Origin of the sequence: Bradyrhizobium sp. SZCCHNR1043, from assembly GCF_032489675.1 — a bacterium.
Classification (GTDB): domain Bacteria; phylum Pseudomonadota; class Alphaproteobacteria; order Rhizobiales; family Xanthobacteraceae; genus Bradyrhizobium.
The window spans coordinates 42,965-59,222 of the sequence record NZ_JAUEYN010000018.1; the positions used below are offsets into that span (position 1 = coordinate 42,965).

Consider the following 16,258-nt stretch of genomic DNA (forward strand, 5'->3'; position numbering starts at 1 on the left):
TGGATGCCCGGGTCAAGCCCGGGCATGACGGAGGAGAGAGTTGATCGTTACTCGCTGGCGCGCTTGGCGGCCTTGGTGAACTTCTTCATCACGCGGTCGCGCTTCAGCTTCGACAGATAGTCGATGAACAGCACGCCGTTGAGATGATCGATCTCATGCTGGATGCAGGTGGCGTAGAGCCCCTCGGCATCCTCCTCGCGGACCACCCCGTCGAGATCGGTGAAGCGCACGCGCACGCGCGCCGGCCGCTCGACCTCCTCGTAATATTCGGGGATCGACAGGCAGCCTTCCTCGTAGACCGACAGCTCGTCCGACTTGGCGACGATCTCCGGATTGATGAAGACGCGCGGCTCGCGCTTGCCTTCCCCGTTGGCGTCGGGCTTGGCCAGATCCATGGTGATGACGCGCAGCGGCTGCGCGACCTGGATCGCTGCGAGCCCGATGCCCGGCGCGTCATACATGGTCTGGAACATGTCGTCGACCAGCTGCCGGATCTCCAGCGTGACCTTCTCGACCGGCTTGGACACCAGCCGCAACTGCCGGTCCGGCAGGATGATGATTTCTCTTAGGGACATGGCGCGCGATTTAAGCCGCGGAACCGGCGGGGTCAATGTGATGGCTCGCGGTTAAGACTTCACTAACCATGAATTTCAACGTTTCGTTAACCATGATTCTTAACGTGCCCTTAACCATAATTGTTCTCTCTTCGTTCGCGAGCTTGCGCGAATCGGATAGACGGGGGTGATGACCGTCAGCCAATCCCTCAATCCTGTCGTCGTCATCATCGGCGACCTGCCCATCAGGGCGAGCGATGCGCTGATCGGATTCGGCGTACTGGTGCTGCTACTGCTCGTGATCATCGTGGCCGCCGTGGCCCGCTCCGGACGGCGCGGCGCGGAGCTCGCCGCCCAGCAGGCGATGCGGGCTGACGAGCTCGAACAACGGTTCGGCGAGATGATCCGCGTCCAGAGCGAGGCCTCCGGCCGGGTCGACGCGATGGCCCAGCTGCTCGCCGGCCGTCAGGTGGACCTGGCCCGCAGCGTGAACGAACGGCTCGATGCGGTCACCCACCGCGTCGGACAGTCGATGGAGCAGAGCACGCGCCACACAATGGATAGTCTGCGCGTGCTGCACGAGCGCCTCGGCATCATCGACAACGCCCATCGTGATCTCAGCGAGCTGACGACGCAAGTGACGACCTTGCGCGACGTCCTCGCCAACAAACAGTCGCGCGGCGCCTTCGGCCAGGCGCGCATGGAGGCGATCGTCCAGGACGGGCTTCCGAAGGGCAGCTACGCGTTTCAGCACACGCTCGCCAGCGGCAAGCGCCCCGACTGCGTCGTGTTCCTGCCCGACACGCGGCCGCTGTGCATCGACGCCAAGTTTCCGCTGGAAGCCGTGACCGCGCTGCACGACGCCGTGACCGAGGACGAGAAGCGCGCCGCGGCGCAGCGGCTGCGCACCGACGTGCTCCGCCATGTCAATGACATCGCCGAGAAGTACCTCGTGGTCGGCGAGACGCAGGACACGGCGCTGATGTTCGTGCCGTCGGAATCGGTCTATGCCGAGATCCATGACGGCTTCGACGACGTGATCCAGAAAGCCTATCGAGCGCGCGTCGTGCTGGTGTCGCCGTCGCTGCTGATGCTCGCGATCCAGGTCATGCAGCAGATCATGAAGGATGCGCGCATCCGCGACGCCGCCGACCAGATCCGCAACGAGGTGATCCATCTCGGCGACGATCTCGGCCGCCTGCGCGAGCGCGTGCTCAAACTGCAGAAGCATTTCGGCGATGTCGGCGAGGACATCCGCCAGATCCTCATTTCCGCCGACAAGATCGAGAAGCGCGCCGCCCGCATCGAGGAGCTCGATTTCAGCAAGCAGGATTCGCCGGTGGACTCACCACGCATCGCGCCGGTTACCGGCACGACGCCGGATCTGTTTCCGCTGGCGGGACGCGTGCAGGTGGGGGAGTGATGGTGGCGTCGCGAAGGCCGTTCAAATCTGCTACCACCCGCCCATGACCGCACCTGACGCCGCTTCCGAGATCCCTGCTGCCGCTCCAAAGCCCGGCGCTGCCAAACCCGCCCCCACCTGGCGCGAGAGCATGGCCGTCTACTTGCAGCCGCGCGTGCTCGTGGTGCTGTTCCTCGGCTTCTCGTCGGGACTGCCGCTGGCGTTGTCCGGCTCGACGCTTCAGATCTGGATGCGTGAGCTCGGCGTCGATCTCGGCACGATCGGGCTGTTCGCCCTCGTCGGAACGCCTTACACGCTGAAATTCCTTTGGGCGCCGCTGGTGGACGCGCTGCACGTGCCGCTGCTCACGCGCGCGTTTGGACGGCGGCGCGGCTGGCTGGTGTTCGCACAGCTGCTCTTGATCGGCGCCATCCTGCTGCTGGCGCTCACCGATCCGGCACATGCGCCGTTCATGGTGGCGCTGGCCGCGCTGCTGGTCGCCGCGATGTCGGCGACCCAGGACATCGTGGTCGATGCCTTCCGCGTCGAGAGCCTGCCGGAGAGCGAGCAGGCCGCGGGCATGGCGGCGTATGTCGCCGCCTATCGCATCGGCATGCTGGTCTCGACCGCCGGCGCACTGGTGGTGGTCAGTGCATTCGAGAACTCGGGGCTGACGCGTCCGTCGTCCTGGATGTGGGGCTATGTTGCGATGGCCGTACTGGTGCTGATCGGCACGATCACGGCCCTCGCGGCGACCGAGCCGGCCCAGTCGCAGCAGGCGGAGGCCGCGATGGGTGCGGACACCGCGCTCACCCGCGTGATGCATGCGGCTGCCGGAGCCTTCGTCGAGTTCCTCGGCCGACGTGATGCGCTCACGGCGCTCGCCTTCGTCGTGCTGTTCAAGTTCACCGACGCCTTCTCCGGCACGATGACCGCGCCGTTCGTGATCGATCTCGGCTTCAGCAAGGTCGACTACGCCGCGATCGTGAAAGGCGTGGGCCTCGCCGCGACGCTCGCCGGCGGCTTTGCCGGCGGCTTCGTCGCGCGACGCTATTCGCTCGCGACGAGTCTCTGGATCGGCGGCATGGTGCAGGCGCTGGCGAACCTCTCGTTCTCCTGGCTTGCGATCGTCGGAGTCAATCAATGGGCACTGGCGCTGGCGATCTCGGCGGAAAACTTCACCAGCGCGGTCGGCACCGTGATCTTCGTCGCCTATCTCTCCGCGCTGTGTCAGAACCCGCTGCACACCGCCACCCAATATGCACTGCTGACCGCGCTCGCCGCGGTCGGGCGCACCTATTTGTCGTCAGGCGCCGGCTACGTGGCGAAGGCGACCGGCTGGCCGCTGTTCTTCGTGATCTGCGTGCTGGTCGCGATCCCGAGCCTCGTGCTGCTCGCCTGGCTGCAGCGGCGCGGACATTTCGACCAGTTGGGGCCAGTGAAGGTGTAGCTGCCGCCTCACATTCGACCGTCGTCACCCACCACCGGGTGTCGTCTTCGACGAGCCCGATGACAGGCTCCGACGGGTGACCCAGTATTCCAGAGACGTCAGCCATCGACCGAGCAGCCGCGGGGTACTGGATCGCCCGGTCGAGCCGGGCGCTGACAGCGGAAAGTCAGGACGCCGCGCTCGCGTGGACGGCCCAATCAGGTCTCACCGCTTCACTAAGCTCCACTTGGTCACGACCGCCTCGCTCATCTGTCCCGCATCCTGGGCGCAGGCGATCTCGTCGACCTTGACCGCGATCTGCTTGCCGAGCAGACCCTTGAGCTGCGACGCCTGCGCCGTGTTCGCGGTAACGAGCTGGAACGTCTCCGGGCCGGTCTCCAGATTGCACAGCCCGCTCGGCGGCGGCAGGCGGCGCGGCTCGCTCGTGATCTGATAGGCGGCGGACGGCTGGCCCGGCTTGGCGCCTTTGAGCTTCAGCGCGTTCAGCTCGCCCGACAGCACGTCACCGGCATTGAGCGGCTTGCCCGCCTTCTGCGCCGCCTCGCTTTGCTGCGCCAGCACTGACGGCGCCGAGAGCGCCGCCAGAATCGCGCCCAAAGCCAGCCGTTTGCCGAATCCGCGTTTCGTCATCATTCCACTTCCGTCTGTGCTTAGAACAAGGTCCGCTGCCGCATCGCGGCCGAGAGCGTGCCTTCGTCGAGATAGTCGAGCTCGCCGCCGACCGGCACGCCATGTGCCAGCCGCGTGACCTTGACGTTCGCCTCCTGCAGGAGGTCGGTGATGTAGTGCGCGGTGGTCTGGCCGTCGACCGTCGCATTCAAAGCGAGGATGATCTCGGACACCTCGGGCGCATGCGCGCGCTGCACCAGCGCATCGATGGTGAGATCCTGCGGGCCGACGCCATCGAGCGGCGACAGCGTGCCGCCGAGCACGTGATAGCGGCCGTTGGAGGCCTTGGCGCGCTCCAGCGCCCAGAGGTCGGCGACGTCGGCGACGACGACGATCATCGCCGGATCGCGACGCGGATCGGTGCACACGGTGCACGGGCTTTGCGTATCGATGTTGCCGCAGGTCTTGCAGACCTGGATGCGATCGATCGCGACCTGCAGCGCCGAGGCAAGCGGCACCATCAGCGCCTCGCGCTTCTTGATCAGATGCAGCGCGGCGCGCCGCGCCGAGCGCGGTCCGAGGCCGGGCAGGCGCGCAAGCAATTGGATCAGGCGTTCGATCTCGGGACCGGCGACGGCCATCAGTTCACGAATGTCATCAGGTCAACTAACCGAAACCGAAGCCCGGCGGCAGGCCGAGCTTGCCGGTGATGGCCTGCATCTTCTCCTGCATCGCGGCTTCAGCCTTGCGGCGCGCATCGCCATGCGCCGTCACCAGGAGGTCCTCCAGGATCTCGGCCTCCTCCGGCTTGAGCAGCGACGGATCGATCTTGATGCTCTTCACGTCCATCTTGGCGGTCATGCGCACGGCAACCAGACCGCCGCCCGAGATGCCCTCGACCTCGACGTTGCCGAGTTCCTCCTGCATCTCCTGCATCTTCGTCTGCAGCTGCGCCGCCTGTTTCATCATGCCGAGAAAGTCAGCCATCGGAGCACCTCATCATCAGCCATCTTGTTGAGCATGATCTCCGCGCAAACGCCTTTGGCGTTTGTCGCGAGGAAAACCGGTTTCCACTTTTCCGGATCATGCTCTAGAAATCATCATCGTCGGACTCGTCAGGCGGCTCGACAGCACTGGCGTCCGATTCGGGCGGCTCGGGGGCGAGCCGGCGCACTTCGACCACCTTGGTGCCCGGGAACCGCGCCAGGATCTCCTGCACGCGCGGATCGGCCTCCGCCGCCGCCTCGCGCTCGCTCTTGGCGCGCAGATTCTGCTCGCGCAAGGTCGCCTGGCCCGGCTCGTTGGAAACGATCACCGTCCAGCGCCGGCCGGTCCAGTCCTCCAGCTTGCGCCCGAGGTCCGAGACAAGCGAGCGCTGCGCCGTCCGTTCCAGCGCGATCTCCAGCCGTCCCTCTTCGAAGCGGACCAGCCGCACGTCCATCTCGAGCGCGCTCTTGGTGATCAGGTCACGATTCTTGCCGGCCAGCGCGACGAGTTCCTGAAAGCTCCCTATGCGTAGCGCGGGCTGGTCCTGTGATGCCTGCGCCGGCTGTGACGACATCGCCTGCGGGCGCATCGAACCGCCGACCGCGGCGAGCGTCGGGCCTTGCGCGCGCGGCGCCTGCATCGGCGCCGACGTCATCACAGACGGCGCCCCCGCGCTCATGGTGGATGCCGGCGCAGGGCGCGCCCCGCCGCCGTTCGTGACGATCGGCGAGCCACCACCGCTCTGCTCGATCATACGAATGGCTTCGTCGGGCGTCGGCAGATCGGCCGCGTAGGCGATGCGCACCAGCACCATTTCCGCCGCTGCAGCCGGGCGCGTCGCGCCTTGTGTCTCGGCGATGCCCTTGAGCAGCATCTGCCACATCCGCGACAGCACCCGCATCGACAGCTTGGTGGCGAAGTCGCGCGCGCGCAGCCGCTCGGTCTCGCTGAAGGCCACGTTGTCGGCCGTCGCCGGCACGACCTTCACCCGGGTGACGAAGTTCACGAACTCGGCCAGATCCGACAGCACAACCACAGGGTCGGCGCCGACGTCATACTGCTCGCGGAATTCCTTGAAGGCGGCGACAATGTCGCCGCTGGCGAGATGGTGGAACAGGTCGATCACGCGGGTGCGGTCGGCGAGGCCCAGCATCTGACGGACATCATCGGCGCGCACCTCGCCGGCGCTGTGCGCGATCGCCTGATCGAGCAGCGACAACGAATCGCGCACCGAGCCTTCGGCGGCGCGCGCGATGATGCCGAGCGCCTCGGGCTCGATCGTCACGCCTTCCTTGGTCGCGATGCCCTGGAGATGCTTCATCAGCACCTCGGCCTCGACCCGGCGCAGATCGAAGCGCTGACAGCGCGACAGCACCGTGACCGGCACCTTGCGGATCTCGGTGGTGGCGAACACGAACTTGGCGTGCTCCGGCGGCTCCTCCAGCGTCTTCAGGAAGGCGTTGAACGCCGCCGTCGACAGCATGTGGACTTCGTCGATGATGTAGACCTTGTAGCGCGCGCTGGCTGGGGCATAGCGCACGCTGTCATTGATCTGGCGGACGTCGTCGACGCCGGTATGGGACGCCGCGTCCATCTCGAGGATGTCCATGTGCCGGCTTTCCATGATCGCCTGGCAATGGGTGCCGAGCACCGGCATATGGATGGTCGGCCCCTTCACCGAGCCGTCCGGCAGCTCGTAATTCAATGCGCGGGCGAGAATGCGGGCGGTGGTCGTCTTGCCGACGCCGCGGACGCCGGTCAGAATCCAGGCCTGCGGAATCCGGCCGGTCTCGAACGCGTTCGAGACCGTGCGCACCACGGCCTCCTGGCCGATCAGATCTGCGAAGCTGGAGGGGCGGTATTTGCGCGCCAGCACCCGGTAGGGCTTGGCGGGAGCGTCGGCGCTGTCAGGCGGAACAGGTGGGGCGCCAGCGTCGGTCATCGAGCGATCCGCAAGTGAGTATTCCAGGCCGACATCGATCGCGATCGTCGACGCAATCAGCCGGGGCGCGGTCGAGCGCCCGCCCTGCGCGGGGTCCCCGCCATCTTTGCGCGATTCGCTCGAGAAAACAGGTAGGAGACTGACGAGCGACCCGATCCGGACCTCGTTAGGGCTGCTTCCTTCCGGACCTGACCCGGTTGGCGAGTGGCTCGTCCACCGCCAATCTCCCGCTGCCTATTTGGGGCCAAACGGTCCGGAAAGCAAGCGCGAGCTTCGCCGGGGCGGCCCACCGCCCCGCGGGCTTGTGCCGCAGCTCGGAAAGGCTTTAGGTGCCGTCGAATTCCCGCCAGACCGTCCGCCAGGAACCGCCGCATGCCCGAATCAGCCTGGTCGCTGCATCCGCAACTTGCGAAGGATACGATCGACATTGGCGACCTGCCGCTGTCCCGCGTGCTGGTGATCAAGGACGCGAACTATCCTTGGCTGCTGGTGGTGCCGCGCCGCGAGGGCGCGGTCGAGATCATCGATCTCGACGAGGTTGCGCAGGCGCAGCTGATGACCGAGATCACGCGGGTGTCGCGCGCGCTCAAGGAGATCACCAAATGCGACAAACTCAACGTCGCCGCGCTCGGCAACATGGTGCCGCAGTTGCACGTCCACATCATCGCGCGACGCACAAGTGACGTGGCCTGGCCGCGACCGGTGTGGGGCACCGCGCCGCCTGTGCCTCACGATGCGCAGGAGGTGCAGCAGTTCATCAGCGCTGTCAGGCGCAAGATCTGGTTAGGGTAAGAGATGTCGCCATTCGACTTGTTTCCGCTCGGCAAGCCGGCCTTCGTCAGCCATCCAATCGATCGCGCCGCCCATCTGCGCTTCCATGATGACAAGCTGATCGCCTTCGAGAGCAATCCCTCGACGCGCGCCTATGTCGTGCACCGCGATTCGCTGGTGCTGAAGCGCGACGGCGACCAGCTGCGCGCGCTGCTGTCGATCGACGAGGCGCTGAAGTTCGGTGCCAATCCGGGAACGATCTTCCTCGGGCTGCAGGACGGCGCGGCCGTGTTCGGCATGGGCATCTCGCCGGCCGCCGTCGAAAAGCTCGCCGGGCGCGACGATGTGTCGGTCGCCGAGCTGCGCGGGATGGCGATGCAGGGTGCGACCCCGGTCGACCAGCTGGCGACGATCGCGATGGCGAAATCCCTGGTGTCCTGGCATCAGCGTCACGGCTTCTGCGCCAATTGCGGCGCCAAGACCGCGATGCGCGAGGGCGGCTGGAAGCGCGAATGCCCGAGCTGTAAGACCGAGCATTTCCCGCGCACCGATCCGGTCGTGATCTCGCTGGTCGCTTCCGGCGACAAGTGCCTGCTCGGGCGGCAGAAGCAGTTTCCGGCCGGCATGTATTCCTGCCTCGCCGGCTTCGTCGAGGCGGCCGAGACGATCGAGGACGCCGTCCGGCGCGAGGTGTTCGAAGAATCCGGCATTCGCTGCACCGACGTGACTTATTACATGACCCAGCCCTGGCCTTACCCGTCGTCGCTGATGATCGGCTGCAGCGCCCGGGCGCTCAACGAAGACATCGTCATCGACCGTAACGAGCTCGAGGACGTGCGCTGGTTCAGCCGCGACGAGGCCCGGCAGATGCTGGTGCGGCAGCATCCAGATGGCTTGGCGGGACCGCATCCGTTCGCGATTGCTCATCATCTGGTCGGCCGCTGGCTGAAAGAGAACGACGAGCGGTAGCAGGAAACCAGCTATCGCTCCGCGGAAACGGCCAGCCCGTCCGCAAAGGGCTGAACGGCCGATCCTTGCCTTGGAACGATTTTCTCTATATGAGGGTTTTATAGCCTTCATATGGAACAAGTTTCTCCATGACCGATGTCGCCGCCCAAAGCTCCGAGGCCAATCGCCGGCTCGATGCCATCGACCGCAAGATTCTGATGGTCCTGCAGGAGGACGCTTCGCTGTCCGTCGCCGAGATCGGCGACCGGGTCGGACTGTCGTCGACACCGTGCTGGAAGCGCATCCAGCGGCTGGAGGCCGATGGCGTGATCCTGCGCCGGGTGGCTCTGGTCGATCAGAACAAGATCGGGCTCGGCATCTCCGTGTTCGTGTCGGTGGAGAGCGCCGACCATTCCGAGGCCTGGCTGCGCAAATTCGCCGAGGCGGTCAGCTCGATGCCGGAGGTGATGGAGTTCTACCGGATGGCCGGCGACGTCGACTACATGCTACGCGTCGTCGTTGCGGACATGCAGAGCTACGATGTCTTCTACAAGAAGCTGATCAGCGCGGTGCCCCTCAAGAACGTCACCTCGCGCTTCGCCATGGAGAAGATCAAGTCGGTCACGGCGCTGCCGGTGCCGCCGGTCTGAGCCGAGCATTCCGGGCAGCTTCGACGTTGCAGCGCTAGCGTCCCGAACCTCGGTCGTCATCCCTAACGAACGTTTACCGGAAGTTATTCCCATCCCTCTATTCTTGGATGCGATGACGTCCGGTGCAACCATACCTCAGTCTTCGCGCGCCTGGCTCAATGCCACGGCACTCCTGATCGCGAGCTTCGTCGCGGTTGCTGCGCTGTCACTCCAGGTGCGCATGGGGAGCGAAATCGTGGCCGTCGCTTTCCCACCTTGGTGGAGCGCGCAACAGGCGATGCTCGCTGCGGCCTCGGCTGACGCCGCTCTCGTGCGCACGACAACCGTTTCATCGCTGCTGGTCGTCCGTCCCGGCGAACACGACGGCTTGGCGCGGCTGCGCGAGGCTGGCGCCTGGCTCATCATCGATCCGCAGGCGGTGTCCGCCTGCTTTGCAAAATGATCTCTTTGGGGGAATAGGAAATGACCGTCGAGACCAGCGATCTGGCAACCCTCCGGCACACGACCAGCAAGCTTCTGCTGGCGGTGCTCTGGGTTCACGTTCCGCTCTCCCTCATCATCGGGCTGTCGCGCGGCGACTGGTTGATGCCGACCATGCTCATGGTCGTCATGGCAGTGGTGGCAACCCTTTCCTGGCGCAGCGCTGGCGACACTTTGTCGACCCAGCTCACCGTCGCAGTCGCCGTCATGGGCGGCGTATCCGTGCTTGTCTACCAAATGTCTGGACATCCCTGGCAGATCGACATGCACATGTATTTCTTCGCGGCGCTGGCCTGTCTGGTCGCATATTGCGACTACCGGCCGATCCTGGCCGGCACCGTTGCCGTCGCGCTTCACCATCTGGTCCTGAACTTCATCTTTCCTGCAGCGATCTATCCGGGCGGCGCTGATTTCGGCCGCGTTGTGCTGCATGCGGCCATCCTGCTGATCGAGGCCGGCGTTCTCATCGCCCTCGCGCTCAAGCTGACGCAGTTGTTCGAAACCAGCGCGCGCAAGACCGCGGAAGCCGAATCGGCGATCGCTGCCGAGGCGCGCGCCAACGCCGAGCGGTTCGAGGCCGAGCAACGCGTCAAGCAGCAGGCCGATCTTGCCCGGCGCGAGCTGGCAGAGGGCTTCGAGCGCAAGATCGGCGGCATCGTCGAAGCGGTGGCCGTCGCCGCCAACGAGATGCAGAGCCTGTCCTCGTCGATGAGCCGGAGCAGCGCCGAGTCCTCGCGCCAGACGTCGGCCGCGGCCGGCGCCTCGCAGCAGGCGTCGACCAATGTCGAGACGGTCGCTGCCGCAACGGAAGAGCTGACGGCGTCGATCAACAACATCTCACAGCAGGTGACGCGCTCGGCGGAGATCGCCGCGAAAGCGGCGGACGAAGCTCGCCGCACCAACACGGTGGTCGAGAGCTTGGCTGCCGGCACCCAGAAGATCGGCGAGGTGGTGACGCTGATCCAGACGATCGCCAGCCAGACCAACCTGCTGGCGCTGAATGCCACCATCGAGGCGGCGCGCGCTGGCGAGCACGGCAAGGGCTTTGCCGTCGTGGCAAGCGAGGTCAAGGCGCTCGCCAACCAGACCGCGAAGGCCACCGAGGAAATTTCCAGCCAGGTGCAGAGCATCCAGAGCGCCACGGGGGACGCCGTCAGCGCCATCCAGGCGATCGGGGGAACGATTGCCGAGATCGACGAAATCTCCAAGGAGATCGCCACCGCGGTCGAGCAGCAGGGCCTCGCCACCGGAGAAATTTCCGGCAACGTGCAGCAGGCGGCCGAAGGCACGCGGCTTGTCAGCCAAAGCATGGGCAGCGTGACCCGTGCCTCCGACGAGACCGGCAGCGCCGCCTCGCGCCTGCTGGAGTCCGCGAACGGACTCACCTCGCAATCGACCTGGCTCAAATCCGAGGTCGATCAGTTCCTGAGCTCCCTGAGGGCCGCTTGATCCCATCGAATAGGATGGGATCAGCGCGAGCATCGGCCCTAGCGCGACATCATCAACGCGGCCTCAGATCGTCTGGTTGTAGGCGCCGACTTCGGGATGCGTCCGCAGCACCTCGTTGACCGCCTCGAACATGTCGTGCATGCGCCGCTCGGACACCGGGCTTTCGACCACCACCACGAGCTCGGGCTTGTTGGATGACGCTCGCACCAGACCCCAGCTGCCGTCCTCGACCGTGACGCGGACACCGTTGACGGTGACGAGATCGCGGATCGGCTGCCCCGCCACCTTGCCGCCCTGCTGCTGCAGCGCCTGGAAGTGCCTCACGACGGCGTCGGCGACGCCGTATTTGACCTCGTCGCCACAATGCGGCGACATCGTCGGCGACGACCAGGTCTTCGGCAGCGCGTCCTTCAGGTCGGCCATCGACTTGCCCGGCGCCCGATCGAGCATCTCGCAGATCGCGATCGCCGAGACCAGACCGTCGTCATAGCCGCGGCCGAACGGCTTGTTGAAGAAGAAGTGGCCCGATTTCTCGAAGCCGGCGAGCGCGCCGAGCTCGTTGGTGCGGCGCTTCATGTAGGAATGGCCGGTCTTCCAGTAGGCGGTCTTCGCGCCCTGCGCCTGCAACACCGGATCGGTCATGAACAGGCCGGTCGATTTCACGTCGACGACGAACTGCGCATTCTTGTGGATCGCCGACATGTCGCGCGCCAGCATCACGCCGACCTTGTCGGCAAAAATCTCCTCGCCGGTGTTGTCGACCACGCCGCAGCGGTCGCCGTCGCCATCAAATCCGAGACCGACATCGGCCTCGTGCGCGAGCACGGCATCGCGGATGGCGTGCAGCATCTCCATGTCTTCGGGATTGGGATTGTATTTCGGGAAGGTGTGGTCGAGCTCGGTGTCGAGCGGGATCACCTCGCAGCCGATCGCCTCCAGCACCTGCGGCGCGAACGCGCCCGCGGTGCCGTTGCCGCAGGCCGCGACCACCTTGAGCCTGCGCTTGAGCTTGGGCCGGCTGGTGAGGTCGGCGATGTAGCGCGCCGGATAATTCTCGTGAAATTGGTAGGAGCCGCCACCGCCGTTCTTGAACTCAGCGTTGAGCACGATCTCCTTCAGCCGGGTCATCTCCTCGGGCCCGAAGGTGAGCGGACGGTTGGCGCCCATCTTCACGCCGGTCCAGCCGTTGTCATTGTGCGAGGCGGTCACCATGGCGACGCAGGGCACGTCGAGATCGAACTGCGCGAAATAGGCCATCGGCGTCACCGCGAGGCCGACGTCATGCACCTTGCAGCCGGCGGCCATCAGGCCCGAAATCAGGGCGTATTTGATCGAGGCGGAATAGCCGCGGAAATCGTGCCCGGTCACGATCTCCTGCTTCACGCCGCGTTCGGCGATCAGCGCGCCCAGCCCCATGCCGAGCGCCTGCACCCCCATCAGATTGATCTCCTTGTTGAACAGCCAGCGCGCGTCATATTCGCGGAAGCCCGTCGGCTTCACCATCGGCTCGGATTCGAAGGCGTAGGTATTGGGAACCAGGACGGGCTTGGGTTTCGGAAACATCAGGAGACGGCCTCGGCAATATCACATCAATGGAAGAAGGCGTTCATGCTTAGCACGACGTCAGACAACAGTGTCAGAAGGCAGAGGAATGCAGGCAACAATCGGGCAGGACCGCTCGCGCAGGCCACCCGACGAACTATTCAATGACTGCGACTCGGGATCGGCCTGCCTGCCGGTATATGGGGGCCGGTGACGCGCGAAACAACATTCCGCTTCGGTGCAGCCTACTGCTCCAGCACCATCTGGCCGTTGGCGTAGGCGAAACGCTTCAGCTTGGACAGGAACGACAGGCCAAGCAGATTCTCCGACAGCGCCGTATCGGGCAGCACCAGGGCATCGACGTCACGCACGGTGAGCTCGCCGAGCTCGACCATCGCAAGCTTGGCCCGGGCGGCCTTCACGGTGCCGTTGGCCGTGGTCACGGTGGCGGTGTAGTCGCCGCGCGCCGGACGCAGGCCGAAACGGGCGGCCGAGCTCTCGTTCAGCGCGACCATCGAGGCGCCGGTATCGACCATGAAGCTGATGCGCTGGCCGTCGATGCGGCCGTCGGCGCGGAAGTGACCGCGGCGGTCGGTCGGAATGCTCAGGCTGCGCTGGCCCGCGGCAGACGGTTCCGCCGTGGCAACCCGCACGGACGGTGTCGCGGATGCCGACGCGGGGGTCAGGCGATCGGCCAGTTGCGCCATGAAGGTGCCGAGACCGACGAGAACGGCCGCAAAGATCATTATGTTACGCATGACGCAAACGCCCGACTTTACCCCGCAACCGATTTGACCATCAAAGCCGCTGACGGGCGACTGCGAGCGACCGGCTGCCGCCGCCATTTTGGCGAAAACGATGAGTGAAGCGTTAACGACAACGATAGCGGCGGTACAATTTGCATGAGCTACGTTCCCCGCGGCTTGGCCCGCCGGGTCGGCTCGGCATGGGCCGGATCGTCGGGCCAGGGATGGCGCGGATAACGGCCGCGCAGGTCGGTGCGGACCGCGGCATAGGAGCCGCGCCAGAAGCCGGGCAGATCGCGCGTCACCTGTACCGGCCGCTGCGCCGGCGACAGCAGCTCCAGCACCAGGGGCACCGCGCCGCGCGCGATCGAGGGATGGACGTTCAGGCCGAACAGCTCCTGCAGCCGCACCGCGATGGTGGGCCCCTGCTCGGCCTCGTAGTCGATCGCCAGCATGGTGCCGGTCGGCGCCTCGAAATGCGTCGGCGCCTCCCGGTCGAGCCGGGCCCGCAGATCCCAGGGGAGCAGTGCCATGACGGCATCCGAGACGTCGCCGGGCGAGACATCCTTGAGCGAGGTCTTGTCGGCCAGCAGCGGCACCAGCCAGTCCTCGCGCCGCTCGGCAAGCCCCGCATCCGACAGGTCCGGCCAACTGTCGCCTTCCGCCTTGCGCAGGAAGGTAACGCGATCGCGCCATTGCAGGGCGGCCTTCGACCACGGCAGCCTGTCAAGGCCCGCGGCGCAGATGCCGTCGGCGAAGATGCGCGCGGTCTCCTCCGACGGCGTCAGCGCGACCGGCGCATCGGCCATGGTGATCGCATGCAGCTTGCGTCGGCGCCGCGCCCGCAACGCCATCGCGTCTTGATCGAAGCTGACCTCGTCTCTCGCTTCGATATGCGCAGCAAAATGCCGCTCGATATCCTCGATCGCCAGCGGCGCCGCCAGCAGGATGCGGCCGCTGGCCGCCGTTCCCGTCAGCTCACCGACCGCGATATAGGGTACGCGCGCCAGCGACGAGGTCGGCTCGACGGCGGCGCCACGGCCATTGGCGAGCACAAAGCTGGCATTGCCGCGGTTGCGCGCGACCCGGTCCGGAAAGGCAAAGGCGAGCATCAAGCCGGTGCTGAGCTGCCCTTGCACTTGCGGGGAGGAAGCCGCCCCGACCTGCTGCGCCCAGCGCCGTGCCATGTCTCGCGCACTCTGCGCGCGTTGCGAGCGGTCGCGACGGAACTGATCGAGCCTGACCTCGAGATCAACGCTGTCGCCGCCCAGCCCGCGCTCGGTCAGGATGGCGGCGATGTCGGCGGCCTGCGCGGCGGCGCCATAATCGGCGGCGTCGACGATCATGCGGGCGAGCCGCGGCGGCAGCGCCAGTGCCCGCAGGCGGCGGCCCTCGTCGGTGAGGCGGCCTTCTTCGTCGAGAGCGTCGATCTCGCGCAGCAAATCACGCGCCTCCTTCCAGGCCGGTTGCGGCGGCGGATCGAGGAAGCTCAGCGCGGAGGGGTCACTGACACCCCATTGCGCCAGATCGAGCACCAGCGAGGACAGGTCGGCGCTGAGAATTTCCGGCTGCGTATAGGCCGCCAGCGAGGCCGTCTGCGGCTCGTCCCATAGCCGGTAGCAGACGCCAGGCTCGGTGCGGCCGGCGCGGCCACGGCGCTGATCGACAGCGGCGCGCGAAGCCCGCACCGTCTCTAGCCGGGTCAGGCCGATGTCCGGCTCGTAGCGCGGCACCCGGGCGAGCCCGGAATCGACCACGATGCGGACGCCTTCGATGGTCAGCGAAGTCTCGGCAATCGAGGTCGCCAGCACCACCTTGCGCTGCCCTTTTGGGGCGGGCGAGATGGCGCGGTCCTGGACCGCGGCATCGAGCGCACCGAACAGCGGCACGATCTCAACGCTGGCATCGTGGACGCGCTCGGCGAGCATGGTCTGGGTGCGCCGGATTTCGGCGGCGCCCGGCAGGAAGGCGAGCACGGAGCCGGCATCGGCGCGCAGCGCGCTGGCGATGGTTTCGGCCATCTGGCGCTCGACGGGCGCATCCGGCTTGCGGCCGACATAGCGGGTCTCGACCGGATAGGCGCGGCCCTCGCTCTCGACCACCGGTGCATTGCCGAGCAGGGTAGCGACGCGGGCGCCGTCGAGCGTCGCCGACATCACGAGGATGCGGAGATCCTCGCGCAGCCCCTGCTGCGCATCACGCGCCAACGCCAGGCCGAGATCGGCATCGAGCGAGCGCTCGTGGAATTCGTCGAACAGCACGGCGGCGACGCCGGTCAGCTCGGGATCATCAAGGATCTGCCGGGTGAAGATGCCCTCGGTGACGACCTCGATGCGGGTCGCGCGCGAGATCTTCGAGCCGAAGCGCACGCGGTAGCCGACGGTGTCGCCTACGCGCTCGCCGAGCGACTTCGCCATCCGCTCGGCGCTGGCGCGGGCCGCGATCCGGCGGGGCTCCAGCACGATGATCTTCTTAGTTCCGACCCACGGCGCATCACGCAAGGCCAGCGGCACCCGCGTGGTCTTGCCGGCGCCGGGCGGCGCCACCAGAACGGCGGTGTTGCTGCGTTCGAGCGTGCCGGACAGTTCGTCCAGCACGGCATCGATGGGCAGCGGCGTGTCGAAGCGAAGAGGCAATCGTTGAACCCGTCATTGCCCGCGAAGGCGGGCAATCCAGTAGACGCAGATCTCGCGGATGACGAAGATCGAGGCTACTGGATACCCCGCCT

At 66.2% G+C, this 16,258-nt stretch carries 15 protein-coding genes and 1 other RNA gene; 7 read left to right on the plus strand and 9 right to left on the minus strand.

What is annotated here, in order from left to right; genetic code table 11:
* Positions 1–47: 47 nt before the first annotated feature.
* Positions 48–575 (minus strand): peptide deformylase, encoded by a 528-nt coding sequence (gene def, locus QX039_RS28805; RefSeq protein WP_315773639.1) that lies wholly within the window; start codon positions 573–575, stop codon positions 48–50.
* A 169-nt stretch (positions 576–744) separates the two neighbouring features.
* Here def and QX039_RS28810 point away from each other — a divergent pair, with 169 nt between their 5' ends.
* Complete coding sequence (locus tag QX039_RS28810; RefSeq protein WP_315773637.1) at positions 745–1,977, plus strand: DNA recombination protein RmuC; 1,233 nt, start codon at positions 745–747, stop codon at positions 1,975–1,977.
* Between the two features lie 43 nt (positions 1,978–2,020).
* Entirely contained in the window at positions 2,021–3,406 is a 1,386-nt protein-coding gene (locus QX039_RS28815) for an AmpG family muropeptide MFS transporter (protein WP_315773635.1), read from the plus strand.
* Positions 3,407–3,610: 204 nt separating this feature from the next.
* Here the strand turns inward: QX039_RS28815 and QX039_RS28820 are convergent, their stop codons facing one another.
* From QX039_RS28820 to ffs, 5 genes are all read right to left on the minus strand, one after another.
* The gene (locus QX039_RS28820; protein WP_315773633.1) at positions 3,611–4,036 is read right to left on the minus strand and encodes a hypothetical protein; all 426 of its coding nucleotides are present in this window, start codon (positions 4,034–4,036) and stop codon (positions 3,611–3,613) included.
* A 20-nt stretch (positions 4,037–4,056) separates the two neighbouring features.
* On the minus strand, positions 4,057–4,656 hold the full coding sequence (gene recR, locus QX039_RS28825) for a recombination mediator RecR (protein WP_008964175.1): 600 nt from the start codon (positions 4,654–4,656) through the stop codon (positions 4,057–4,059).
* 25 nt (positions 4,657–4,681) lie between these two features.
* Positions 4,682–5,002, minus strand: coding sequence for a YbaB/EbfC family nucleoid-associated protein (locus tag QX039_RS28830; protein ID WP_315715348.1), 321 nt, complete (start codon positions 5,000–5,002; stop codon positions 4,682–4,684).
* A 103-nt stretch (positions 5,003–5,105) separates the two neighbouring features.
* A complete protein-coding gene (locus QX039_RS28835; RefSeq protein WP_315773631.1) occupies positions 5,106–6,944 on the minus strand; it encodes a DNA polymerase III subunit gamma/tau in 1,839 nt (612 codons plus the stop codon).
* Positions 6,945–7,075: 131 nt separating this feature from the next.
* Positions 7,076–7,172: signal recognition particle sRNA small type (gene ffs, locus QX039_RS28840), an RNA gene on the minus strand.
* A 144-nt stretch (positions 7,173–7,316) separates the two neighbouring features.
* On the opposite strand from ffs, the gene QX039_RS28845 reads away from it, so the two are divergent.
* From QX039_RS28845 to QX039_RS28865, 5 genes are all read left to right on the plus strand, one after another.
* A complete protein-coding gene (locus tag QX039_RS28845; protein ID WP_315773628.1) occupies positions 7,317–7,736 on the plus strand; it encodes an HIT family protein in 420 nt (139 codons plus the stop codon).
* 3 nt (positions 7,737–7,739) lie between these two features.
* Complete coding sequence (gene nudC, locus QX039_RS28850) at positions 7,740–8,684, plus strand: NAD(+) diphosphatase (RefSeq protein ID WP_315773626.1); 945 nt, start codon at positions 7,740–7,742, stop codon at positions 8,682–8,684.
* A gap of 128 nt (positions 8,685–8,812) precedes the next feature.
* On the plus strand, positions 8,813–9,313 hold the full coding sequence (locus tag QX039_RS28855; protein ID WP_315773624.1) for an Lrp/AsnC family transcriptional regulator: 501 nt from the start codon (positions 8,813–8,815) through the stop codon (positions 9,311–9,313).
* Positions 9,314–9,425: 112 nt separating this feature from the next.
* Positions 9,426–9,755 (plus strand): hypothetical protein, encoded by a 330-nt coding sequence (locus QX039_RS28860; RefSeq protein WP_315773684.1) that lies wholly within the window; start codon positions 9,426–9,428, stop codon positions 9,753–9,755.
* Between the two features lie 20 nt (positions 9,756–9,775).
* On the plus strand, positions 9,776–11,242 hold the full coding sequence (locus QX039_RS28865; RefSeq protein WP_315773622.1) for a methyl-accepting chemotaxis protein: 1,467 nt from the start codon (positions 9,776–9,778) through the stop codon (positions 11,240–11,242).
* 63 nt (positions 11,243–11,305) lie between these two features.
* Here the strand turns inward: QX039_RS28865 and QX039_RS28870 are convergent, their stop codons facing one another.
* The 3 genes from QX039_RS28870 to hrpB form a co-directional block, all read right to left on the minus strand.
* A complete protein-coding gene (locus tag QX039_RS28870; protein ID WP_315773620.1) occupies positions 11,306–12,805 on the minus strand; it encodes a phosphomannomutase/phosphoglucomutase in 1,500 nt (499 codons plus the stop codon).
* 224 nt (positions 12,806–13,029) lie between these two features.
* Positions 13,030–13,530, minus strand: a complete 501-nt coding sequence (locus QX039_RS28875) for a TIGR02281 family clan AA aspartic protease (RefSeq protein ID WP_315773682.1) — start codon at positions 13,528–13,530, stop codon at positions 13,030–13,032.
* Positions 13,531–13,691: 161 nt separating this feature from the next.
* A complete protein-coding gene (gene hrpB / locus QX039_RS28880) occupies positions 13,692–16,166 on the minus strand; it encodes an ATP-dependent helicase HrpB (RefSeq protein ID WP_315773618.1) in 2,475 nt (824 codons plus the stop codon).
* Positions 16,167–16,258 lie beyond the last annotated feature (92 nt).